Raw genomic sequence first — 21,719 nt, 5'->3', positions numbered from 1 at the left:
ACGAGAATTGAAGTATTACGAAAAAGACAAAGCCACAGTAAACAAATGGGCATCAGTTTTTGAAGTAATGCACGACACTATTCCTGTAAACATAAACGATACAATTTATAGATATATTCCTTTTGGTTATGATTTTAACGATGTTTTTGGACACAATACCAAAGAAAATCTTTTTGTTTCAAAACTTCTTAAAACTCGAAAAGGAAATTGCCATTCGCTACCTTATTTATATAAAATACTTTGCGAAGAATTAGGAACAACAGCAAGTTTAGCACTTGCACCAAATCACGTTTATATAAAACATCGAAGTATAAAAGACGGAATGTATAACACAGAACTAACAAGCGGAATTTTTCCAATTGATGCGTGGATTATGGCATCGGGGTTTGTTCACATTGATGCCATTAGAAACGGCGTTTATATGAAAGCATTAAACAATCGTGAAAGTATTGCACTTGTTTTAATTGATTTAGCGGACAATTACAACGTGAAATTTCCAAACAATGACGGAACATTTATGTTAAAATGTTGCGAAACTGCCATCAAAGAATATCCCAATTTTGTAACGGCTTTAATTCTTCAAGCCGAAACGCACAAAAAACAAATGAAGAAAGAACAAAATCAAGAAAAATCAAAACAAATGCTCTTTGATTTAGAGAAAGAATATGCACACATTCACGAAATTGGGTACAGAAATATGCCCGAAGATATGTACCTTAATTGGTTAGTTTCATTAAAAACAGAAAGAGATAAATACGAGAACAAAAATTTGAATACTTTTAACAAAAAATAAATTATTTATGAGAAAGATTTATTATTTACTAATCTTACTTTTTGGTTTTTCTGTGCTTTCAGCACAAGAAAAATTATCTAAAGAAGAAAAAGAAAGACGAGAAAAAAATATTCAAGCAGGAAATCCTTTTGCAAAGTATGGTTGCAAAGCTCCTGTTGCCACATTAAGCAAAGGAAAATATCTTGAAGTTCACGACCTCGATAGTATTGTTACTATTGGAACAAGTCGTTGGCACGTTGAATACAAAAAAATTGTTGGTGATATTGTTTTTGATAGTTTAAATGTAGATATACAACCAATCGGCGATGCACCAGGTCGTTGGATGTCGCCTGACCCATTAAGTGAAGAATTTCCTGAATGGTCGCCTTATAACATGACATACAATAATCCAGTTAGATATATCGACCCTGATGGAATGGCTCCTGAAGATTGTTGTGATGGCTTAAAAGGATTTATTGTTGGAACAATTGATAATATTGCTGGTACTCGTTATCGTGATAATTTTAATAAAACTCCAGCTTTTAACAGTGGAGTAAGATCAGCAGATGTAGTTTTAATAACAGCAGGAACTTTTACTACTGCTAAAGGCATTATGGATATTGGTACGGGTACAGCAGGTTTAGGTACTTCATTGTCTGTTACAGCTGGAACAGGCGGAGCGTCTATTGAGGTAACAGGTCCAACAGCTGTTGTTAGTGGTGGTTTAATATTAGTAGGTGCTGCTGAAACTTATGTTGGTGCAAATATTACTAATAATGCAGTTAACAACATGTCTAAAGATTCTAGTAAAGAGACCGGTTCATATACTAATACCCACGAAAGCGGTACAAATTATCATGGTAAAGGGGATAAATCGAGAATGAATAAATCTGCTTCTGAAAAAGCAAAAGCAAATAATGACCCTGTTAAATCTCAAGATTATACACCTGCAAAAAATAGTAGAGAAGCATTCAAACAAGAATCTAGAAGATTACAAAATGATGGAGGTGCAAAAAGTAAAACAAATTATAACAAAAGAGATTCCCCAGGTACAAAATACAGAAAACAAGACGGAGAAAAATAATAAATATTATGGCATATATAAATAAAGATGGTTATGATTTTCTATGTGATATTAATGGTAACCCAGAATCATTTGTATTAAAAGGAGATAGATTGAATGCAGAGTTAAAATATATTTTAGATAATAGAATTACCTCTATTTATTTAAACGATTTTGACTCCGAAAATATTATAAATTTAGATTTTTTAAAGGAAATTAACTTTATTGAAAAAATAAATTTAAATGGCTTAGATATTGATTATTTTGGTATTTATAATTTACACAACTTAAAATCTGCAATAATTAGTGTTAAAAATAAAAAACAATATATAGATTATTCAAAATTTAAAAATTTAGAATATTTATCAACTGATTGGTATTCTTCTTTTTCTGATTTATCTAAAAATGAAAAATTAGAAGAGTTAACTATTTGCAAATTCAAACCTAAATCTAAAACATTATTAGAGTTAAAACTTCCAAAAAGTTTAAAGAAGTTAGAAATAGTTCAATCAAATATAATTAGTTTAGAAGGTATAAATTTAATTAATATTAATAATTTTGAGGCATACTATTGCAGTTCTCTTGAAAGTCTAGAAGGTATAAACTTAAATCTTCAAGTCTTAACTCTTGAAAATTGCAAAAAAATAATTGAATTTAAAAAATTAGAAGGTTGTAAAAAACTTGAAAAGATAATAATTACAAATTGCGGGACAATGAAATCATTAGGTTGGGTAAAAAAGCTATTAAACTTAAAATTTATATCTTTTGTTAATACAAATGTTCTTGATGGAGATATCAGTCCTTGCATCGGTATCAAGTATGTTGGTTTCAATAATTACAAGCACTATAGTAATAAATTTGAAGAATTTAAATAATTTTTTTTCTTAATAAATTTTACTTATTTTGTTTTAGTTAACTATATAAAAACTATTTAATTATGGCATCAACATCAGAAACAGGACACGCAAAAAACGTAGCTAACTTTCAGGATTTAATTGAGTTCGTTACAGGGTATGGAGCAACTTACAACCCATCAAAAAACAGTTTAAAACTGTCACAACTTATTTCATTAAAAGCATCTGCCGAAGGCAATTTAGCAGATGTAATTTCAAAAAACACAAATTACAACAACAAAGTAAATAAACGCATAACTGCTTTCAGCGGTTTAAAATCATTTTCTACTCGTTTAGTCAATGCTTTGCAAACTACTGATGCAACACCCAGCTCTTCGAAGTCTCTGACTTCGAAGCAATAAATTTTGAACCGCCCACTCTTCGAAGTCTCCTAACTTCGATACACCAGTAATAATTACCTAATAGCACAAAATCTTTAAAAAACACCCAATTACGGTTTTCCGTAAAATCGATTGAAATAAACTAAGTAAATTTGTAGGAGAATTAGTAAATACGGATGGGATTAGTAATAAGTTGTATGTAGATGATGTTATTTACTAGTTATATGATACCTTTGAGCTACACAGAACGTTGAAAAAACCGAATATGAAGACACTATTTTTACTTTTAATTCCACTATTTGCTTTCTCACAAGTAAATTTGCCTATTGCTCCGCAACCTGCAAAAGTTCCAAATTATTCAAATAAAAACTATTCAAATAAAAATCAACAAATATATACTCCAAATGTTCCTCAAAATACAAATCCACAGTATGTCAAACAAATGGAAATGTATGAACAAGATAGAAAAAAAGTTGAACAAGAAGAAGTAATAAAAACACAAATAGATAAAGATATTGTTGCTGATGGTTTAAACATAAACTACAATTTACCTTCTTTATCTGATTCCAGAGGAACAGAATATTACCGACAAGTTTTTGACGAAATGTTAACTCTTAATGTAGAAAACTTTTCCGTAAAAGATGTAAATTTCAAAATTGAAAACGCATATTTTGAAAATAAATTACAAAAAGAAGAATTCGACAAGACCATAAAACAAATTGCTGAATTTATTCTTGCCAAGATGAAAGAGTTAAATTTTGACACAGAAAGTAATTCCGCAAAAAACTTTATGCTTTTTAAATACTTCACAGAAACCACACAAGTAAAAGGATTTAAGGAAAAACATTTTCCAATAAAATATGATTTTGAAGATTATTGGGGACAAATTAATTGGAGCAAAATGTTTGTAACCAAACTTTTAAAAACAAACACAGGGCAATGTCATTCAATGCCACTACTCTATTTAACACTTGCAGAACAAATTGGAGCAGTCGCCTATTTGTCGCAATCACCAAATCACTCCTATATAAAATTTCAAGACGAAAAAGGAAAATGGTACAATCTTGAATTAACTAACGGAATGTTTACGGTTTCATCATTCATTTTAAATAATGGTTTTATTCGTTCAGAAGCAATTCAAAACAATATTTATATGCAGAATATGACTAAAAAAGAATTGCTTTCGCAATTCTTTACCGATTTAGCATCGGGTTATATTCATAAATATGGTTACGATGAATTTGTAGAAAAAGTAACCAATAAAGCATTAGAATTAAATCCAAATAGTATAACTGCAAATATGAATAAAGCTAATCTTAATTCGGAACATTTAAAATATGTTGTCAAGTTATTAAGAATTGACCCAACTAATCAACAAAGCAGAGAAGAAATTTTAAACTATCCGCAAGCAGTTGAAATTTTAAAAAATATGCACAACCAATATGCTGTAATAGAGAATTTAGGTTTTCAGCAAATGCCAGCTGAAGCATACGAAAAATGGTTAGGTTCGTTACAAACTACAAAAAATAAACAAGACAACGAAAAAGAAAAAGAAGCTTTGCAACGCCTAACTAAAACACTTAATGAGGCAAAAAGAAAAATGGATTAAAAAAACAAACAATAATGACAAAATATAAATTCCTACTAATACTATTTTTCTTTTCTAAATTTTGTGCTACCGCACAAAATTTAGAAACACAAGAAAAAAACTTTGAGCAAAGCTTCGCTTTGCTCAATAGCATGCTTGTTGATGAAAATAAGTATAGTTTCAAAAAAGCTGTTTTATCTGTTGAAAATGCTTATTTAGATAATCAACTTGATACACTATCATTTAACAAGCAAATCAAATCATTAAATAGTTTATGCAATTCAATCATTAATGAACGAGAATTGAAGTATTACGAAAAAGACAAAGCTACAGTAAACAAATGGGCATCAGTTTTTGAAGTAATGCACGACACAATTCCTGTAAACATAAACGATACGATTTATAGATATATTCCTTTTGGTTATGATTTTAACGATGTTTTTGGACACAATACCAAAGAAAATCTTTTTGTTTCAAAACTTCTTAAAACTCGAAAAGGAAATTGCCATTCACTACCCTATCTATATAAAATACTTTGCGAAGAATTAGGAACAACAGCTAATTTAGCACTTGCACCAAATCACGTTTACATAAAACATCGAAGTGTAAAAGACGGAATGTATAACACAGAGCTTACAAGCGGAATTTTTCCAATAGACGCGTGGATTATGGCATCGGGTTTTGTTCATATTGACGCTATTAGAAACGGTGTTTATATGAAGGCGTTAAATAATAAAGAAAGTATCGCACTAGTTTTGATTGATTTAGCAGACAATTACAATGCAAAATTCCCAAATAATGACGGAACATTTGTTTTAAAATGTTGCCAAACTGCAATAAAAGAATATCCACACTTTGCAACTGCTTTAATTCTTAAAGCCGAAACGCACAAAAAACAAATGAAGAAAGAACAAAATCAAGATAAAGCAAAACAAATGCTTCTTGATTTAGAAAAAGAATATGCACACATTCACGAATTAGGTTATCGAAATATGCCAGAAGATATGTATCTCAATTGGTTAGTTTCATTAAAAACGGAAAGAAATAAGTACGAAAACAAAAATTTAAATACCCACGCTCTTCGAAGTCTCCTGACTTCGAAAAAATACCCTGCTCTTCGAAGTCTCCTGACTTCGAAACAATAGCACACCGCTCGTGCGCGAATCCCTTCGCGTTCGTGAATAATTTTTAGTAAATTTATCAATAGTGCCCGCTCTTCGAAGTCCCCCCGCTCTTCGAAGTCTCCTGACTCCGCAACACCCGTAAAGTATGGGCAAGTTAGCAGTAACCTAAAAAGAAAATGAGTGAAAAAATGTATTTGGTGTTCTAAAACCGAACATAATGTAGAGTTTAAAAAATTAGCTCACACTATTCCTCAAACACTTGGCGGAAAAAACATTTGTGAAAATGTGTGCGATATATGTAACTTATATTTTGGAAGTTACAATAATAAACTTCCACCAATAGAAACTATAATAAAAGAAACTTTTAATATATCAAGGGCAAAATTTTTACAGATTGATAATGAAATAGGAAAAAATAAAGCAATGCCACGATTTTCATCAATTTATTTTAATGTAGACTTTGTGAAAAATAAATTTAAATTAAAACCAAGTTATAAATACAATTTACATTTCCAAGAGAAAATTTCAAGACAATTTAAAAAGGGCATATATAAAATATTTTTAGAAGAAACCGAAAGACAAAAAAAAGATGGACATATTGGTAAATACGATTTTATCAGGGAATTTAGTCGTTATGATCTAGGAGATTATCCTATTTTTTATTTTGAGCGTAATCATGGAATAATATTGATGACTAAAAACTGGGCAAAAGAACCAGAATTATTTTTAGAAGACAACATAAAATTTAAATACTTATTAAATGAACCTTTCTTCTTTGAATTTGAACTTTTGGGACATGTGTTTGGAATAGTAACTTCGCGAAACTGGGAAATAGGACTCGACAACTATATAAAAAAGACAAGTGAAGCAAAAAAAGACATTTTTAAAGGCTATAAAGTAATCAAAAACTTTAGTGATGTAGATTTAACATTATCAATTCTAGACGACTAAAATAGCCCACGCTCTTCGAAGTCTCCTGACTTCGAAAAAATACCCCCGCTTTTCGAAGTCTCCTGACTTCGAAACAATAGCAACAATTTTTTCCCCGACCGCGCGGATTTGCAATCCGTGCCCACAAAATAAATCAATTCTAATTTATTAGATAAAATCTATATATTTGATAAATATAATAACTGCATAAAATAGCGATAATCAACCCAATTATGGATGTATACTACTAGTTTAACACAAATATAATAGTTGTGCGATATGCTACTCGAAAAAACGAAAATAAACAATATAAAAAACAAATATTAAAACCAAACAAGATGAAAAAAACAATTACAATTTTAGGATTAACATTACTAATGGTTTCTTGCAATAGCAACGAAAGTAAAATGAAAAGTGGAATTAAAGATTATTTGGATAAAAATGCAAAAGATCCAAAAAGTTATGAATTTGTAGAATTGAAAATTTTAGATACTGTAACTGTTGGAGAAGTTAACAAAAGAATAGTTGACGATTTGACTTATGATATTGAGAGTGCAAAAAAAGATATTGTATTTCAAAATAAATTAATCACCGATTATCCAAGCTTACCTAGTACTGAACAAAAAGCCAAAATAAAAGATAGTGAAACTCAAATTGCAACTCTTACAAAAGAACTTGAAGCAAACAAAAAAGATTTTAAAGATAAAAATGTTGTTGGATATGTTGCAACTCATAAATTTAGAATTAAAAATGGTTTTGGCGCTTTAGATTTGTCTGAAATGTTTGTTGAATTTGATAAAGATTTTAACTTTTTAGAAATGGATAAGAACTTAAATTATTCAGTAATAAAAATAAAATAAAGCACAATCGCACAACAGGAGTTTGCAGAAATGGCGGGTTTCGGGCTTAATCTAAAGTCGGTTTTGTACTTTCAAAGTCAGTGTTTAACCGAAAGTTTAGGCTTCCTTAATCCGCACCGCTCGTGCGCGAATCCCTTCGCGTTCCCCCGCTACCGCACGAATCCTTTCGTGTGGTACGTTAATGTCTCGTCCCAAAATAAGTTTACATATTTACACCTAATTCTTTAAAAAAAAACAAGAAATACTCGAAGCATCATTTACTTACATTAATTAACAGTAAATTGTTGTGTTTATAAAGCAAACGGTAAAACCACTTCATTACGGAGTGGTTTTTGGTTTTTTATTCTTCTCTATAGATAAAAGCAACACAAGTACAAGATTTGCAAGTAACTGTTGGGAATCAGAAAATAACAGATTGCCTTAATCGATGTTGCAAAGATCATTTTTTTTGATGTCACTTCAAAAAACCGTAAAAAAAACACCAAAACACCGTAAAGCACCTTAAAAAACTATTCTAAAATTGCAGAGGTATAAAAGAAATAAATGCCAACAGCAATCTACATAGCAGGTCTAGGTCAATCAACCAACAAAGAGTCGGTAGAGAAATATGCAGCACGCTATAGTAAAGAATTGGAGTACAGTACATCCGGGATAAACTACTATACCAAAGTCGAAAAAATCTATTACAACGACGACCAAAGCAGTCTTGCCGTTAAAATATACCAACACCCAAAAGGAGAACAAAAATCAGATAAAGACACCCTACTCTACACCTTTTATGATTTCGAATACAATGAACTCCTAAACCAAAAATTCCAAAACAAAAACCTATTCCTTAAAAACATAGCATTACTTCTTCTTGTTATAAGAAAACTCCCAAGAGTAATAATGAGTTTGAGTAATAAAACAGCCTACACAAAAGGAAGTCAAACCTTCTATATGTTTATATTATTTTTAATTATGGCTTTGGCCATAGTTTTAGTTATTCCTTCTTTATTAGGTTTTGTTGGTGGAACCAATTTATCTTATATTAAAAATAATTTAAATACTAATCTAGTAGACATGCTAAGATATTTGAGAGACTTTAGCCTTAAAATGCTTCCAATTACTTCACTATTAATTATATTCATTCCCGAATCCAGCACCTTACTCACCAAAGTAGCAGCTGAGTTCAGTACTATAGACAACTACATTCAATACGGTGAACAAGCACAAATCATACAAGGCAATCTCGATGCATTAATAGAATATATTGTAGAAAACGAAGAAAACCCAACCATACACCTACACACCTACAGCTTCGGAAGTGTAATAGCATTAGATGCCTTATTTCCTATAGGTAATGAACCTAGTGCCAACATACAAAACAACATTAATCTATTGATAACCGTCGGTGCTCCCTATGAATTTATAAACAATTATTATCCGAAATTCTACAAAAAAAGAATCAATAAAATGTCTGAAAAGATAGAATGGATAAACGTGTATTCCACTATGGATGCCTTCGCCAGCAACTTCCGAAATGACAACAAAGTCGGAGAAGCCAAATACGGCATCATGGGTAGAAAAGAAGTCCCAATCAACCTCAACTACGAAATAGCCCGAAGAGAAAAATACAACCTCTTCAGCTTCCTAACCCTAAAACACATCACCATGCACCAATCCTACTGGGACGACTCCAAATCCGGACAATCCTGCACAAGATTAATATTCAATAAAATGAAAGAACTAAACTATTTTTCAATAACAACATAAAGAAACACAAAACCACCCACCTCCTTTGTGAACATTAAAAAGAAGGTAATCGAGAGCTGTTTAACAATTCACAGGGAAGCCGAAAACTGTATAGAGTAAGCAAAATTAAAAAAATACAAAATGGCAACTTATAGAATTTCAGGTGTTTGGAAAAATACTAGTAATGTAATAACTCATTATGCAATACATATAGTAAATGAAGGCATGATCTCTAGAGTTAAAAAAACAACAAAAGATCAAGCCGTTACTATTGTAGAGAACAATAAAAATATAGTGACTACCTATCTTTGGAATTATAGAACTAATGTTTGGAATATTGGGGAAAGTGTTCATGTAGTAGATGGAGCTAACGGCAAATTTCTAAGGTCAAATGCTGATAATAAAGTATCAGACAATCTCGATCATCTTATTAATTTCAACTATATTACCATCAATGTTGATTGATCTAATCATCCTGTTTTTGGAATAACTAACTCCCAAATCTCATTAGACTTTAGAACTGAATTAATTCATTAATTAACCTAAAAAATATAAATTATGACCACACAAGCAATAAAACCAGGACCAAAAAGAATAGCAACTTCAACAGGAAAACCAGACCAACGTCAACGTGATAACAAAGGAACGCCAGGCAATACACCATCTTTAAAACCATCGAAATCAACACCAAAAAAATAGAAACTTTAGACTATAAAAGTTATTTTTAATTTGTGATATTTACTAGTTAACTGCAACTTTAGACGTACAACATTAACAATGACAATTAAATAGAAAATATGTTACCAGAAATAAAAGATACAAAAACACTGACGAGAAATCCTTTAGGAATTATTGCAATATTTATCTCGCTAATTTACGGTTTTGCCTGTTTAGTTCTTAGTCTATCAGGACAAAATTTATCACCAGACGACAGGTCTCCACTTGTATATTTTTTAATAGGGTTTCCTTTGCTAATACTGCTATCATTTGTCTATTTGGTTGTTAAGCATCACAACAAACTATACGCACCTGCTGACTTTAAGGATGAAAGAAACTTTTTTCGTGGATTTGAAAAAGGACAACAAACTCCTATTAATTTTAAGCCTGTAAAAGCAAATGATGACGCAATCGACACCTTGCTTAAATTTGGCTCAGTAAAGGGATTATATGCATTATACGCTGTTTATCTATCCAATTTAAGTGCACTTAAATTCAATTTAGAAGATTTAGAAAGTCAATCAAATCTTTTGACTGAAGAATATACACACGGCTTTTTAGTTGGAGCTTCATCATTGGGAGCATTTACATTTGCTTCTCACGAACAACCTTTTATAATTCCTTCTATAAATGAAAAACTAAAGGGAAAAATTAAAGACTTAGTTTACATAAAAGCACAAGAAGAAAAAGACCAAACAGGTTCAGACTACTTATTTCAACAGTTAACTGCGATAGAAAACGCATTTCAACAAACAAAAAAATAACATCTAAAAAAATAGAAATGGACATCATTAAATTAATATTAGAAAACAAAGAGTGGCTTTTTCAGGTGTAGGTATCGTGTTTATTGTATGGTTAATCAATTTGATTCACAATAAAAATAAAACCAAGTCTGAATTAATACCAGGCTCTCCGAAGTCCCCCGCTCTCCAAAGTCTCCTGACTTTAGAGCTGTATTAATAAGTACACGCTACAAACTTAAATAAATACTCCCTATGAACACGTAGACTACAACTAGTGTAGACAAACTAATAAGTTGCTCAACGATTTAGCTTAATAAATACATCCCCTATTTTAAAAAAATAAAAATTAACATATAATTGTTCACAAAATCGTGAACAATTATATATATTTGCAACGAATTCCAAATCGAACATGGAAATTAAATTTCAAAAAGAGTACCTAGCAGACATTTATCAAGGTACTATTAAAAAATACAAAGAGTACAAATCAAATAAACCACTGGTCGTTCAATACATAAAAGTGATTGATAAACTAAAATCAATCACTAAAAAAGAACAACTATACCAAATCAAGTCATTACGCTATGAAAAACTTACAGGTGATCTAAAAGGATATAGTGCTGTAGCAGTAAACATGCAGTACAGAATAATCTTTACAGAAGTAGCTTCCTCTTCTGATGAACTTACAATCGATATTTTTGAAATCGAAGAGTTAAGTAAACATTACGAAAACTAAAAATTAGAAAAGATGACAACCATTAAAAACACAATTCCAGCGATTGCAACTCATCCGGGTACTATCCTAAAAGATGAGATGGAAGAAAACGATTTTTCTCAAATTGATTTTGCCAAAATGATAGGATACAGCAGAAGTCAATTAAATGAAATCATAAAAGGAAAAAGAAACATAAGTGCTGATTTAGCATTGCTCCTTGAAAAAACATTACAAATTGATGCAGACTATTGGATGGAAGCGCAAAAAAACTATGATTTAGATAAAGCACGCATCCTGCAGAAAAACAAAGAGCTGCTAGAATCTATTGAAATATGGAATGCTACTAAATCCTTTATTCCGGTTGCTTTCTTCAAAAAAGAAAAAATCATTACTGGAAATCCAATTCAAGACAACCAAATCATAAGAGGACTTTATGGTATTTTAAATCTTGATAATTTAGCTGTGTTGAGTGTGCAAAGTACCTTTGCACGTTTCAAAAAATCGACTCAACTAAAATCAGATGTAGTAAACATTATTGGTTGGGTCAAACTAGTCCAATACAAAGCCAAAGAAATAACAGCTCCACCTTTCAATCAAGAAAATCAAGAACAGTTGATTAATGAATTAAAACTGATTCTTTCAAAAAATAAAAATGTGCTTGATAAAGTAAAAAGCAAACTACATGATTTTGGTATCAAATTGATTTACCAAGCCAAAGGAGAAAAAACACCAATTGATGGCATCTCATTTTGGAGCGAAGGCAATCCTGCAATTGGAATGACAATCAGACACAATCGATTGGATAATTTTGCTTTTACTTTGTTTCACGAGTTAGGTCATATTTACGAGCACTTAATCAACAATGATTCTGCTGAATTCATTGATTTAGAAACAAAAAGCGAAATAGAAGAATATAAAAATTCTATAGAAGAAAAGCAAGCCAATGAATTTGCGGAAAACAAATTAATCAACAAAGAAGATTGGGCAACCTTTAGTACAAATTTAAGTACAAAAAATAACGACAGAGATATTGTAGCTTTTGCTAAAAAAATAAATTTACATCCTGCAATTGTTAGAGGTAGAATTTGTCACTCTTTAAAATCATACCGATCAATTACTTCTATTGACAACAATATTGGTTAGCGAAATAAACCCCTATTTGGAAAAATTGAAACTAAATTAAAAAAAGAACAACCCAGAAGCGTTTTACTATTGGTATAAGGCTTCTAAATTAAACAATAATTAGATGGCATTAAGCTGGAACGAAATAAAAGAAAGAGCAGTTAAATTTTCCAAAGAATGGAAAGGCACTTCCAATGAAGAAGCAGATGCGAAACCTTTTTTAGACGCTTTTTTTGATGTCTTTGGTATCACTAGAAAAAAAATTGGAACCTTTGAACACCGAGTAAAAAAACTATCGGATGCCGATGGGTATATCGATTTGCTTTGGAAAGGAACTATTTTGGTAGAAATGAAAAGTCGTGGTAAAAACCTAGACAAAGCATTCCAACAAGCAATTGATTATACCCATGGACTAAAACAAAACGAACTCCCAAAATACGTTTTGGTATGCGATTTCCATATTTTTAGATTATACGATACCGAAGAACAAACCACGTTACAATTTACTTTAGATGAATTAATTCATAACGTGCAAAGTTTCGGCTATCTTTTAGGCTACCAAAAAAAGACCTACAAAGAACAAGATCCAGCCAATATCAAAGCTGCTGAATTAATGGGAAAACTCCATGACCGATTAGAAGAAATTGGATACGAAGGACATCCCTTAGAAGTGTATTTGGTTAGAATTCTATTTTGTTTGTTTGCAGAAGATACTACCATTTTTGAAAAACAACAATTTCAAGATTACATAGAAAATAGAACTGCAGAAGACGGAAGTGATTTAGCATCCAAAATTCAAGAATTGTTCCAGGTATTAAATACAGCAAAAGACAAGCGATTCAAGAATTTAGACGAGCAATTAAACGATTTTCCGTATGTAAATGGTAAATTGTTTGAAGAAATGTTACCCATGGCAAGCTTTGATAGTAAAATGCGCCAAGCCTTATTAGATTGTTGTTATATCGATTGGAGTAAAATTTCACCAGCTATTTTTGGTTCCATGTTTCAAAGTGTAATGAATCCAAAAGAACGTAGAAATCTTGGAGCACATTACACCAGCGAAAGCAATATCTTAAAACTAATCAAGCCCTTGTTTTTAGAGGAACTTTGGACTGAATTTGAAAGCATCAAAGGCAATAAAAACAAATTACCCGAATTCCATAAAAAAATCAGCCAACTCAAATTCTTAGACCCCGCTTGTGGTTGTGGTAACTTCTTAGTAATTACCTATCGCGAATTACGTTTATTAGAATTAGCTATTTTACGTTCAACATTTAAATCAGGTGAAGTTGTATTAGCATTAGAAGATTTAATACTTTTAAATGTTGATATGATGTACGGCATTGAATACGAAGAATTTCCAGCACGAATAGCTGAAGTAGCCATGTGGTTAATCGACCACCAAATGAACATGCTAATTAGTAATGAATTTGGACAATATTTTGCACGTTTGCCTTTAAAGAAGTCTGCTAAAATTGTTCATGGAGATGCTTTAGAAGTAAATTGGGAGGATGTTGTGGCTAAAAATGAATTAGCTTACATAATTGGAAATCCTCCTTTTATTGGATCTAAGATTATGAGCCAATTGCAAAGAAATCAAATTATTAAAGAGTTTGAAAATATTCAAGGTAGTGGAATTTTAGATTATGTAACAGGTTGGTATTTAAAAGCGGCAAAGTATATTCAAAACACCAAAATAAAAGTAGCATTTGTATCAACTAATTCAATTGTTCAAGGAGAACAAACAAGTGTTTTGTGGGGACAAATGTTAAACAAATATGACATTAAAATTCATTTTGCACACAGAACTTTTAAATGGAGCAATGAAGCAAAAGGTAATGCTGCTGTATATTGTGTAATAGTAGGTTTTGCAAATTCTGATTCAACAAGTAAAAGACTTTTTGAATACGAAGATATTAAGGGCGAAGCGCACGAAATAAAAGCAAAAAATATAAATCCATATTTAGTTGATGCTAAGGATATATTAATAGATAAAAATTCAAATCCAATTTGCAATATTCCTAGAATGAGTTTTGGAAATATGCCATTAGATGGAGGAAATTTATTATTTACAGATGAGGAAAAAAAAGCATTTATCATAAAAGAACCAAAGGCAGAGAAATTTATCAAGCCTTTAATTTCAGCGTATGAATTTTTAAATGGGAAGAAAAGATGGTGCTTATGGCTTGTTGATGCAGAGCCAAATGAATTAAAGCAAATGCCTGAAGTTTTAAAACGAGCAGAATTAGTAAAGAAATTTCGTTTAGATAGTGTTGCGTCTTCAACTCAGAAATTTGCAGCTGTACCTACTTTATTTCGTGACAGAAATAGACCCGAAACATTTATTGTAGTTCCAAGAGTATCTTCTGAAATAAGGAAATATATTCCAATGGGATTTTTTGATAAAAATTCAATTGTGAGCGATACTTGTATGTCAATACCAAACGGAACATTATTTCATTTTGGGGTATTAATGTCAACCATGCACATGGCTTGGGTTAAAACTACTTGTGGTAGATTAGAAAGTCGTTTTAGATATTCAAAAGATATTGTGTACAACAACTACCCATGGCCAGAAAATCCATCTGAAAAGCAAATAAAAACAATTGAAGAAAAAGCACAACAGGTTTTAGATGTTAGAGATTCTTTCACTACTAGTTCCTTAGCAGATTTATACAATCCATTAACCATGCCACCAGCTTTAGTAAAAGCCCACAACGAATTAGACAAAGCCGTAGATGCATCCTACAGCAAACAAGCCTTCACCAGCGAAGCCAAACGCATGGAGTTTTTGTTTGAGTTGTATGAAAAATATACTGCAGGGTTGTTTGTGAAGGAGAAGAAAAGTAAAAAGTAATTTCATGAATAGATTAGTGTTAATAGGTAATGGTTTTGATTTATCGCATAAATTAAAAACAAGCTACAATGATTTCTTATTTTATTATTTAAAAAAAAAATTAAATGTTTTTTTTAGTAATCTGTTTTATGAAGACAAATTAATAGAATTAAATTCAAAATCAAGTATTAATGGATTTCCAAAAATGGAAACGCTCGATGATTTAATAAATGTTTTAAATGTATTAAAATCTAAACACGACAGCAATATATCAATAAAATATAATAGTCAATTTTTTCAAGAAATTATCGAATCATATCAACACAAAAAATGGGTAGATTTAGAAAATCATTACTTTTCATATTTATTAAAAATGTCAAATGCTTCCTCTAATTTGATAGAGGATCTTTCTAAATTAAATCAAGAGTTTGAACATTTGAAAACAGAATTAGAGAACTATTTAAGGGAAGTTGTTATTTCAGATAAACCTATACAGAATCCTGCTAAATTTGATTTTTTATTAGAAGATATCCTACATGATCAACTTATTGATTCTAATCCGGTTTATCCTACTTTCATCGAGAATATTCATGTTTTAAACTTCAATTATACACCAACATTTAATGTTTATGCAAAACATCTTAATAAAAAAAAGAATACAACTATTAATTTCATTCATGGAGAATTAAATAATCCCGATAATCCAATCATATTTGGTTTTGGTGATGAACATAATGAGGAATATAAAAAATTTGAAAATAAGAAAGAGAATCAATTATTTGAACATATTAAATCTTTTAAATATTTAAGGACATCAAATTATCAAGATTTAATTCGTTTTATCGACGGAAATGAATTTGAAGTATGTATTATGGGTCATTCTTGTGGGTTGTCAGATAGAACAATGTTAAAAGAAATTTTTGAACATATAAATTGCAAATCAATTTTAATCTATTACCATAAATGGGGTCCAGATACTCACGAAAATGATTATGTTAATAAAACTTATGAAATTTCACGACATTTTACAGATAAAGGTATGATGAGAAAAAAAGTTGTTTCTTTTGATAAATCAAAACCTCTTTAGTTTCTCAGCTTGAACTTGTTTCAGGTTCAAAATTACCCCTTTTGCTTCAGCGTGAAACGAAACCACGCTCTTCGAAGTCTCCTGACTTCGAAAAAATACCCGCTGGTGGTACCCCGCTCTTCGAAGTCTCCTGACTTCGAAGCAACAATCAGTAACAACCCCGACCGCGCGGATTTGCAATCCGTGCCCACAAAATAAATCAATTCTAATTTATTAGATAAAATCTATATATTTGATAAATAATAACTGCATAAAATAGCGATAATCAACCCAATTATGGATGTATACTACTAGTTTTGCGCAAATATACAAGTTCGTGGCAATTTTAAAGAAAACCTCATGATAAAACAACTTATTGAAGATTTAACTTTTGACAAAATAAGCTTAAACCAAGCTTTGACAAGAGCAAAAATCATTGCATATAAAATAAATAATGATGATTTTAAAGAATGGCTAGTCGGAGAAATTAATGGCGGTTATAAAGATCGTGAATTACCAAAGTATAGAATTATTCCTTGCGATATTTATGCTGAAGTCGCAATTCCATTTCAAGGAACAAAATCAATTCCTATGGATGTAACTTCAGTTAAAGATTTAGCTGGTGACTATTCGTTTATTGAAATGAGAATTACTCAAAGTATTGGAACTTTAGAACTTGGACAAAGTCAAAGCAAAAAAAATCAATATGGTTATGATTATTTCCCAATGGACTTGACAAATCAGTTCAAAAAAATGACTGACGATGGCGATAGAATAATTGCTATAAAAAGAAGAATTCAATTATCGCAAATAGATTATATTTTGGAACAAACGAAACAAAGATTGCTTGATACACTTTTAGAGCTAAACGAAAAATTTCCGAACTTAGAAAATGATTATGTTGATTCTAATGTTAATAATCAAAAAGTCCAAAATATAATTACTCAAAATATCTACGGTAACAACTCAAACTCAAACATCGCCGTAGGAGACAATATAAATCAAAGTATTGTTGCTGATCAAAAAATTGAGGAACTTATTAATGAACTTCAAAAATTAGGTGTAGATTCTAATGAGGCTAGCGAATTAAGAGATATCATTCAACAAGAAGATAAAAAAGGAATTGGAAAAAAAGTTTTAAACTGGCTTGGTAAATTATCTACTAAAGTTGTCGAAAAAGGAATGGAATTGCAATTACCAGCAATCATTGAAAAACTTCAAGATTATATATAAAAACACCGATCGCGCGGATTTGCAATCCGTGCCCACAAAATAAATCAATACTTATTTATTAGATAAAATCTATATATTTGATAAATATAATAACTGCATAAAATGGCGACAATAAACCCAATTATGGATGTTTACTAGCTAGTTTAAGCACATATTTACAAGTTGTATGAAATTATTGGTGAAATCTAAGAAATTGAGACTTTAATATTGAAGGAGTCTTTTGAGTTTAATTCAACCAAAGTATTTGATTTTTTTTCAGACTTATATATTGATAAACATTCTTTTAATTCTTCCTTGTCTATAGTATCTTTTCCGTCAGTCCCAGTTTTTGCAAAAATATTTAAAAAGGTAACTTCCGAAGTTCTACTGTCAGCAATAAGTATTATTCTAAAACCAGAGCTTTTACCTTTATTTTGCTCTGAATTTGCTATTCTTACTTTTAAAATTTTTGCAATACCAGAATCTTTCAAAACGTATTTTTTAGCAAAAATATCTTCAAAAGACAAACCAGAAAATTCTCCTGTTAAATCTAACTTTATTGTACTATAATTATTGGAAAGCTTTTTTAATGATTCATGATAGGTCGAAGTAGATAGAAATTTCAACATATGAAAAATTATTCTTCAGTAAAAAAATCATCTGAAATTAATTCTTCATCAGAAAGTACAAAATCATTTATATCATTTATATATTCTACTATTTGTGAAGTTTCCGCTTCTAACTGTAATACTGATTCACTGTAAGAACTATCAGAGACTTTTATTTTATTAACAAATAAGTCTAATGAACTATGTAGGGAATGCAACGCTAACTTTATTTCTTCTGCTTCCTGTTTATCGGATGGGAAATTCTTTTCTACAAGATTATTTACAAGAGATAATATGCCTATCAATTGATTGAAAACTCCTGTATTTTGAGAAATTATATCTAAATGCGCATCGGAACCAGGAGTAATTTTACTTCTTGATTCTTTATTGAATTTTTCGCTCAAATTATAAGCATGCTTAACATTTTCGCTCAAATTATTTTGGTCTAGTGTTATCATGATTAAAAATTATTTGAAACAAATATAAATTAAAAAAACAACTTTTCAATAATTTAGATTATTAATTAACACTGTTATAACTTAGCACCCCGACCCCCCGCTCTTCGAAGTCTCATGACTCCTAAAAAATACCAGCTCTCCATAGTCCCCCGCTCTTCGAAGTCTCATGACTTCTAAACAATAGCAACTATAAAAATCTATAAGCAACACTCCAAAAAAAATTATTAGCACATTTTTTTAGAAAAACACTTACATTTCACAAATTGTACCGGATATTCCCTCTACAAAACTAAGTTGCATAAAAAGCAAAAATAGTTCAGTTAATAACAACTTTTTCAATAAAAAACACGAGCAATCAAGCGGTCTCTCTTCGGTCGTTCACTTAGTTTCGTTCGGCTGTTCCAGTCAGTCGTGCCTCCTTCCGTTCCACAGACACTTCACAGCACAAAAAAATAGAGCCGCTTAAAAAAAAGCCGCTCTATTTTTTCTGCTGTTCGTTCCTCAACTTCACCGTTCACTACCCTTCGTTCGTCAGGGCTACTGCATCCACAATACCGCTTCATTCCGTTCCGCTCCGTAAACTACGCTGCACTGCATTCAGCAGTATTATGTCTGCCGCCCTTTATTTTTTCAGCGGTGGCGCTCTTCGCCCAGCCATCAGGGTTGGCTCCGTTCAGTGAAAAACTTCACTTTGCCCTAAATCAAGGTACGCCTAAAGGCTGACTTTTATTTTTTCCCTGCCGTTTCACGCTGCTATCCCTACATTCCACTTCGCTATCGCTACGTTTCATTCCCGGTCTAGCGTGGCTGTCCGATTGCCGCAACACCGCCACTGCGCTCCTCATCCATTACGCTAAATTCCGCTATCGCTACATTTAGCTTCATTCCTTGCGGTGCTTGGGGGTGTTTAATGGACGATTCCATAACAACTATACTGCTAAAAAAAATAAAAAAAGAAACCGAAGATAAGTTCCAGGTTTACAATAAAACAAGTTCAAGCCCTACGGGTTTCAGATAAAATCTCCACCCTATCGGGTAGTATTTTATCTGAAAAACTCATTTTATTGAAACCTTCCACTTGGACAAATGGCTTTCTTTTTTTCTTTTTTTTCTTTTGAAAAAAATTATGAGTCGAGCATCGCGAGACACATTGGTATTTCAACAGAAAATTCGCGGAAAATTGAAAAATAGTATCAATTTTTAAAGCCAAATGTTATGCTGAAATTTTCTATCAAAACCCACCGAGTTGGAACGATTTACACCAAACCTCATTTATTCCTACTTAACAAAGGAAGGAACAGCGGAAAGCCCCAAAAAGAACCTTTTACAAATAGTTTTGTCATCCTATTTGATAACGAAGCCGATTTTGATTTAATAAATCTCACCGCTTTTGCACTCTGGAAGACAAAATTTTGGCATCCATTCCTGTGCGGCTCCGTAATTCCTTTTTTACGATTACACGATTTAAGAAAAGAATTTTCATCCAAAGTAAATCAAGAAATTAAGGACCACCAGGAGCACCTTAAAAATATGGAAACATTAAAACTTTTAGAACAAACCGAAAAACGTTTCCATGAAAACTTAAATCTAATCAATGATCTAAGAAAAGTGATTTTATACCGCTATTGCCATAAATAAAAAAAAGCCAGGTCTTACGACTTGGCTTTCAGATCATCCAGTAAAGGTTACCACACGAAAACTGGACTATTTATTTTTAGATTTTGTCAACCACTTTAACAAGAAAGACAATGTAAAACTTACAAGCGCTCCCAAGGCTGCTAAGATAATGGTTTTTAAAATATCCTCTGACAAAATATTGGGTAAAACACTCAAAATGGTGCCCGAAGCAGTGCCGACTTTTAAAGAAATATTAGTTTCCATCAAACACCAGGCTGAGGTAGTTTTGTTGCCCTACCTCTTGGCTTACGTTGGATTGCCTCCGGAGTTGTAACTTGACTTACTGCCGAAATTACTCCTCCTGCTACTGCCAAATAGCCTGCGACATTTTCCACCATTGCAGGTAAAACTATTGGTGCAGCAACAATAGTTCCACTAATTCCAAGTAAAGCCAAACCGATACTGCGCAAAATTTTAAAAAATTTCGGAGTTGGAGCTTTTGCTCTTTCAACTATATTCATAATATTCCAAATTTGTCATCCTGAGCGTTAGCAAAGGATCTCTATTTCACAATTAATTCCACACTTTCATTTCTCTCCAATGCTTTATAAACTAGGTCTTTTAACCTTGCAAAAGCTTTTCGAGATAGCAAACCTAAACCAGGTCCAGAAAGTTGGGTTACTGGAGCAATACAGCCATTCAATTCTTGCAAAGCATTATTGGCAGGATGAAATAAAATCAAACTTCTATTTGGTACTTTTTCAACCTCCAAATGCCATTGGAATTTGGTGCTGTAGCGTTTCTTTATAAAATAATTCCCCTCTGGAATACAAGAAACCCTCGTTTCATTTTTCTTCCAAGGCAATTCGATGGTATTACAAATCAATTTGCCCTCACATTCGAGTTTACCATTGGTTCCAGAAGGGAAATAAGTTCTAGTTATAACTAGTTTCATAAACTTTAAGACTTTCGACTAATCTTAAACACCACTATCCACTTTTACAATCGCTAATGGATTGAATGCTCCGTTTTTAAGCGGGTACATTTGTCCATTAATCTCTTGAAAAAACGCAACTCCTATAGCCATAAACAATGGTTTAGTACTTCCAGAAGGCAAGTTATTGGCAAGACTTATTGGATTAGTCATATTCGAATCCCAAGGTAAAATAGGAGTTTCTGAATGCATTTCGTTAAAAGTTTCTGCTTCAAAATCAATTTCTGCTCCTAAAGAAGTAATCTTAAAATGAGTAGTTCCTCCTGGTGCAGCAATCATATTGGATGGAATAAAACCATCGATATTAAGAGTTACCAATCCAGTTG

At 31.5% G+C, this 21,719-nt stretch carries 23 protein-coding genes and 1 pseudogene; 18 read left to right on the top strand and 6 right to left on the bottom strand.

Features of this window, described 5'->3' with window-relative positions:
* Positions 1–7: 7 nt before the first annotated feature.
* From ACIQ2J_RS13545 to ACIQ2J_RS13465, 17 genes are all read left to right on the top strand, one after another.
* Complete coding sequence (locus tag ACIQ2J_RS13545) at positions 8–793, top strand: hypothetical protein (protein WP_396170766.1); 786 nt, start codon at positions 8–10, stop codon at positions 791–793.
* A 7-nt stretch (positions 794–800) separates the two neighbouring features.
* A complete protein-coding gene (locus ACIQ2J_RS13540) occupies positions 801–1,856 on the top strand; it encodes an RHS repeat domain-containing protein (RefSeq protein ID WP_396170764.1) in 1,056 nt (351 codons plus the stop codon).
* Positions 1,857–1,864: 8 nt separating this feature from the next.
* A complete protein-coding gene (locus ACIQ2J_RS13535; RefSeq protein WP_396170762.1) occupies positions 1,865–2,710 on the top strand; it encodes a hypothetical protein in 846 nt (281 codons plus the stop codon).
* 62 nt (positions 2,711–2,772) lie between these two features.
* Positions 2,773–3,090 (top strand): hypothetical protein, encoded by a 318-nt coding sequence (locus tag ACIQ2J_RS13530; RefSeq protein ID WP_396170760.1) that lies wholly within the window; start codon positions 2,773–2,775, stop codon positions 3,088–3,090.
* A 244-nt stretch (positions 3,091–3,334) separates the two neighbouring features.
* On the top strand, positions 3,335–4,678 hold the full coding sequence (locus ACIQ2J_RS13525; protein WP_396170758.1) for a hypothetical protein: 1,344 nt from the start codon (positions 3,335–3,337) through the stop codon (positions 4,676–4,678).
* Positions 4,679–4,692: 14 nt separating this feature from the next.
* On the top strand, positions 4,693–5,802 hold the full coding sequence (locus tag ACIQ2J_RS13520; protein WP_396170756.1) for a hypothetical protein: 1,110 nt from the start codon (positions 4,693–4,695) through the stop codon (positions 5,800–5,802).
* Between the two features lie 159 nt (positions 5,803–5,961).
* Positions 5,962–6,732 carry an HNH endonuclease gene (locus ACIQ2J_RS13515; protein ID WP_396170754.1) on the top strand — a complete coding sequence of 257 codons (771 nt, stop codon included), beginning with the start codon at positions 5,962–5,964 and terminating at the stop codon, positions 6,730–6,732.
* A gap of 317 nt (positions 6,733–7,049) precedes the next feature.
* A complete protein-coding gene (locus ACIQ2J_RS13510) occupies positions 7,050–7,571 on the top strand; it encodes a hypothetical protein (RefSeq protein WP_396170752.1) in 522 nt (173 codons plus the stop codon).
* Between the two features lie 543 nt (positions 7,572–8,114).
* Positions 8,115–9,326: a hypothetical protein gene (locus tag ACIQ2J_RS13505; protein WP_396170750.1), complete on the top strand. Its 1,212-nt coding sequence runs from the start codon at positions 8,115–8,117 to the stop codon at positions 9,324–9,326.
* 120 nt (positions 9,327–9,446) lie between these two features.
* Complete coding sequence (locus ACIQ2J_RS13500) at positions 9,447–9,770, top strand: DUF3892 domain-containing protein (RefSeq protein WP_396170748.1); 324 nt, start codon at positions 9,447–9,449, stop codon at positions 9,768–9,770.
* 93 nt (positions 9,771–9,863) lie between these two features.
* Complete coding sequence (locus ACIQ2J_RS13495; RefSeq protein ID WP_396170745.1) at positions 9,864–10,004, top strand: hypothetical protein; 141 nt, start codon at positions 9,864–9,866, stop codon at positions 10,002–10,004.
* Positions 10,005–10,102: 98 nt separating this feature from the next.
* Positions 10,103–10,786: a hypothetical protein gene (locus ACIQ2J_RS13490; RefSeq protein WP_396170742.1), complete on the top strand. Its 684-nt coding sequence runs from the start codon at positions 10,103–10,105 to the stop codon at positions 10,784–10,786.
* A gap of 391 nt (positions 10,787–11,177) precedes the next feature.
* The gene (locus tag ACIQ2J_RS13485) at positions 11,178–11,501 is read left to right on the top strand and encodes a hypothetical protein (RefSeq protein ID WP_396170740.1); all 324 of its coding nucleotides are present in this window, start codon (positions 11,178–11,180) and stop codon (positions 11,499–11,501) included.
* 12 nt (positions 11,502–11,513) lie between these two features.
* On the top strand, positions 11,514–12,623 hold the full coding sequence (locus tag ACIQ2J_RS13480; protein WP_396170738.1) for a HigA family addiction module antitoxin: 1,110 nt from the start codon (positions 11,514–11,516) through the stop codon (positions 12,621–12,623).
* Positions 12,624–12,726: 103 nt separating this feature from the next.
* Positions 12,727–15,459, top strand: a complete 2,733-nt coding sequence (locus tag ACIQ2J_RS13475; protein WP_396170736.1) for a class I SAM-dependent DNA methyltransferase — start codon at positions 12,727–12,729, stop codon at positions 15,457–15,459.
* 4 nt (positions 15,460–15,463) lie between these two features.
* Positions 15,464–16,525: an AbiH family protein gene (locus ACIQ2J_RS13470; RefSeq protein WP_396170734.1), complete on the top strand. Its 1,062-nt coding sequence runs from the start codon at positions 15,464–15,466 to the stop codon at positions 16,523–16,525.
* A gap of 339 nt (positions 16,526–16,864) precedes the next feature.
* Positions 16,865–17,737, top strand: a complete 873-nt coding sequence (locus ACIQ2J_RS13465; RefSeq protein WP_396170733.1) for a hypothetical protein — start codon at positions 16,865–16,867, stop codon at positions 17,735–17,737.
* Positions 17,738–17,922: 185 nt separating this feature from the next.
* Here the strand turns inward: ACIQ2J_RS13465 and ACIQ2J_RS13460 are convergent, their stop codons facing one another.
* A complete protein-coding gene (locus tag ACIQ2J_RS13460) occupies positions 17,923–18,345 on the bottom strand; it encodes a hypothetical protein (protein ID WP_396170731.1) in 423 nt (140 codons plus the stop codon).
* Between the two features lie 8 nt (positions 18,346–18,353).
* Positions 18,354–18,782, bottom strand: coding sequence for a hypothetical protein (locus ACIQ2J_RS13455; RefSeq protein ID WP_396170729.1), 429 nt, complete (start codon positions 18,780–18,782; stop codon positions 18,354–18,356).
* 1,215 nt (positions 18,783–19,997) lie between these two features.
* Between ACIQ2J_RS13455 and ACIQ2J_RS13450 the strand changes: the two genes are divergently transcribed.
* Positions 19,998–20,420: a DUF6943 family protein gene (locus ACIQ2J_RS13450; protein WP_396170727.1), complete on the top strand. Its 423-nt coding sequence runs from the start codon at positions 19,998–20,000 to the stop codon at positions 20,418–20,420.
* A 66-nt stretch (positions 20,421–20,486) separates the two neighbouring features.
* On the opposite strand, the gene ACIQ2J_RS13445 is transcribed toward ACIQ2J_RS13450, so the two are convergent.
* From ACIQ2J_RS13445 to ACIQ2J_RS13430, 4 genes and pseudogenes are all read right to left on the bottom strand, one after another.
* Positions 20,487–20,663, bottom strand: a complete 177-nt coding sequence (locus ACIQ2J_RS13445) for a hypothetical protein (protein ID WP_396170725.1) — start codon at positions 20,661–20,663, stop codon at positions 20,487–20,489.
* Positions 20,663–20,920: a hypothetical protein gene (locus ACIQ2J_RS13440; RefSeq protein ID WP_396170723.1), complete on the bottom strand. Its 258-nt coding sequence runs from the start codon at positions 20,918–20,920 to the stop codon at positions 20,663–20,665. The genes ACIQ2J_RS13445 and ACIQ2J_RS13440 overlap by 1 nt, the downstream gene beginning before the upstream one ends.
* A 41-nt stretch (positions 20,921–20,961) precedes the next feature.
* Positions 20,962–21,354, bottom strand: coding sequence for a DUF5675 family protein (locus ACIQ2J_RS13435; RefSeq protein WP_396170721.1), 393 nt, complete (start codon positions 21,352–21,354; stop codon positions 20,962–20,964).
* A 24-nt stretch (positions 21,355–21,378) separates the two neighbouring features.
* Positions 21,379–21,719, bottom strand: a pseudogene (locus ACIQ2J_RS13430) (hypothetical protein); the annotation flags it as partial.

The sequence above is a fragment of the Flavobacterium sp. genome (assembly GCF_044357305.1).
Lineage (GTDB): Bacteria > Bacteroidota > Bacteroidia > Flavobacteriales > Flavobacteriaceae > Flavobacterium.
Note: the sequence above shows the minus strand (reverse complement) of the source record. Positions and strands in the feature narration are given on the sequence as shown.

What these genes read in the sequence shown, in the direction of transcription:
- ACIQ2J_RS13480 (WP_396170738.1), top strand. Translation starts at nt 11,514, where the DNA reads ATGACAACCATTAAAAACACAATTCCAGCGATTGCAACTCATCCGGGT.
- ACIQ2J_RS13460 (WP_396170731.1), bottom strand. Translation starts at nt 18,345, where the DNA reads ATGTTGAAATTTCTATCTACTTCGACCTATCATGAATCATTAAAAAAG.
- ACIQ2J_RS13525 (WP_396170758.1), top strand. Translation starts at nt 3,335, where the DNA reads ATGAAGACACTATTTTTACTTTTAATTCCACTATTTGCTTTCTCACAA.
- ACIQ2J_RS13520 (WP_396170756.1), top strand. Translation starts at nt 4,693, where the DNA reads ATGACAAAATATAAATTCCTACTAATACTATTTTTCTTTTCTAAATTT.
- ACIQ2J_RS13455 (WP_396170729.1), bottom strand. Translation starts at nt 18,782, where the DNA reads ATGATAACACTAGACCAAAATAATTTGAGCGAAAATGTTAAGCATGCT.
- ACIQ2J_RS13535 (WP_396170762.1), top strand. Translation starts at nt 1,865, where the DNA reads ATGGCATATATAAATAAAGATGGTTATGATTTTCTATGTGATATTAAT.
- ACIQ2J_RS13505 (WP_396170750.1), top strand. Translation starts at nt 8,115, where the DNA reads ATGCCAACAGCAATCTACATAGCAGGTCTAGGTCAATCAACCAACAAA.
- ACIQ2J_RS13475 (WP_396170736.1), top strand. Translation starts at nt 12,727, where the DNA reads ATGGCATTAAGCTGGAACGAAATAAAAGAAAGAGCAGTTAAATTTTCC.
- ACIQ2J_RS13540 (WP_396170764.1), top strand. Translation starts at nt 801, where the DNA reads ATGAGAAAGATTTATTATTTACTAATCTTACTTTTTGGTTTTTCTGTG.
- ACIQ2J_RS13500 (WP_396170748.1), top strand. Translation starts at nt 9,447, where the DNA reads ATGGCAACTTATAGAATTTCAGGTGTTTGGAAAAATACTAGTAATGTA.
- ACIQ2J_RS13470 (WP_396170734.1), top strand. Translation starts at nt 15,464, where the DNA reads ATGAATAGATTAGTGTTAATAGGTAATGGTTTTGATTTATCGCATAAA.
- ACIQ2J_RS13510 (WP_396170752.1), top strand. Translation starts at nt 7,050, where the DNA reads ATGAAAAAAACAATTACAATTTTAGGATTAACATTACTAATGGTTTCT.
- ACIQ2J_RS13530 (WP_396170760.1), top strand. Translation starts at nt 2,773, where the DNA reads ATGGCATCAACATCAGAAACAGGACACGCAAAAAACGTAGCTAACTTT.
- ACIQ2J_RS13450 (WP_396170727.1), top strand. Translation starts at nt 19,998, where the DNA reads ATGCTGAAATTTTCTATCAAAACCCACCGAGTTGGAACGATTTACACC.
- ACIQ2J_RS13490 (WP_396170742.1), top strand. Translation starts at nt 10,103, where the DNA reads ATGTTACCAGAAATAAAAGATACAAAAACACTGACGAGAAATCCTTTA.
- ACIQ2J_RS13445 (WP_396170725.1), bottom strand. Translation starts at nt 20,663, where the DNA reads ATGGAAACTAATATTTCTTTAAAAGTCGGCACTGCTTCGGGCACCATT.
- ACIQ2J_RS13465 (WP_396170733.1), top strand. Translation starts at nt 16,865, where the DNA reads ATGATAAAACAACTTATTGAAGATTTAACTTTTGACAAAATAAGCTTA.
- ACIQ2J_RS13485 (WP_396170740.1), top strand. Translation starts at nt 11,178, where the DNA reads ATGGAAATTAAATTTCAAAAAGAGTACCTAGCAGACATTTATCAAGGT.
- ACIQ2J_RS13435 (WP_396170721.1), bottom strand. Translation starts at nt 21,354, where the DNA reads ATGAAACTAGTTATAACTAGAACTTATTTCCCTTCTGGAACCAATGGT.
- ACIQ2J_RS13495 (WP_396170745.1), top strand. Translation starts at nt 9,864, where the DNA reads ATGACCACACAAGCAATAAAACCAGGACCAAAAAGAATAGCAACTTCA.
- ACIQ2J_RS13440 (WP_396170723.1), bottom strand. Translation starts at nt 20,920, where the DNA reads ATGAATATAGTTGAAAGAGCAAAAGCTCCAACTCCGAAATTTTTTAAA.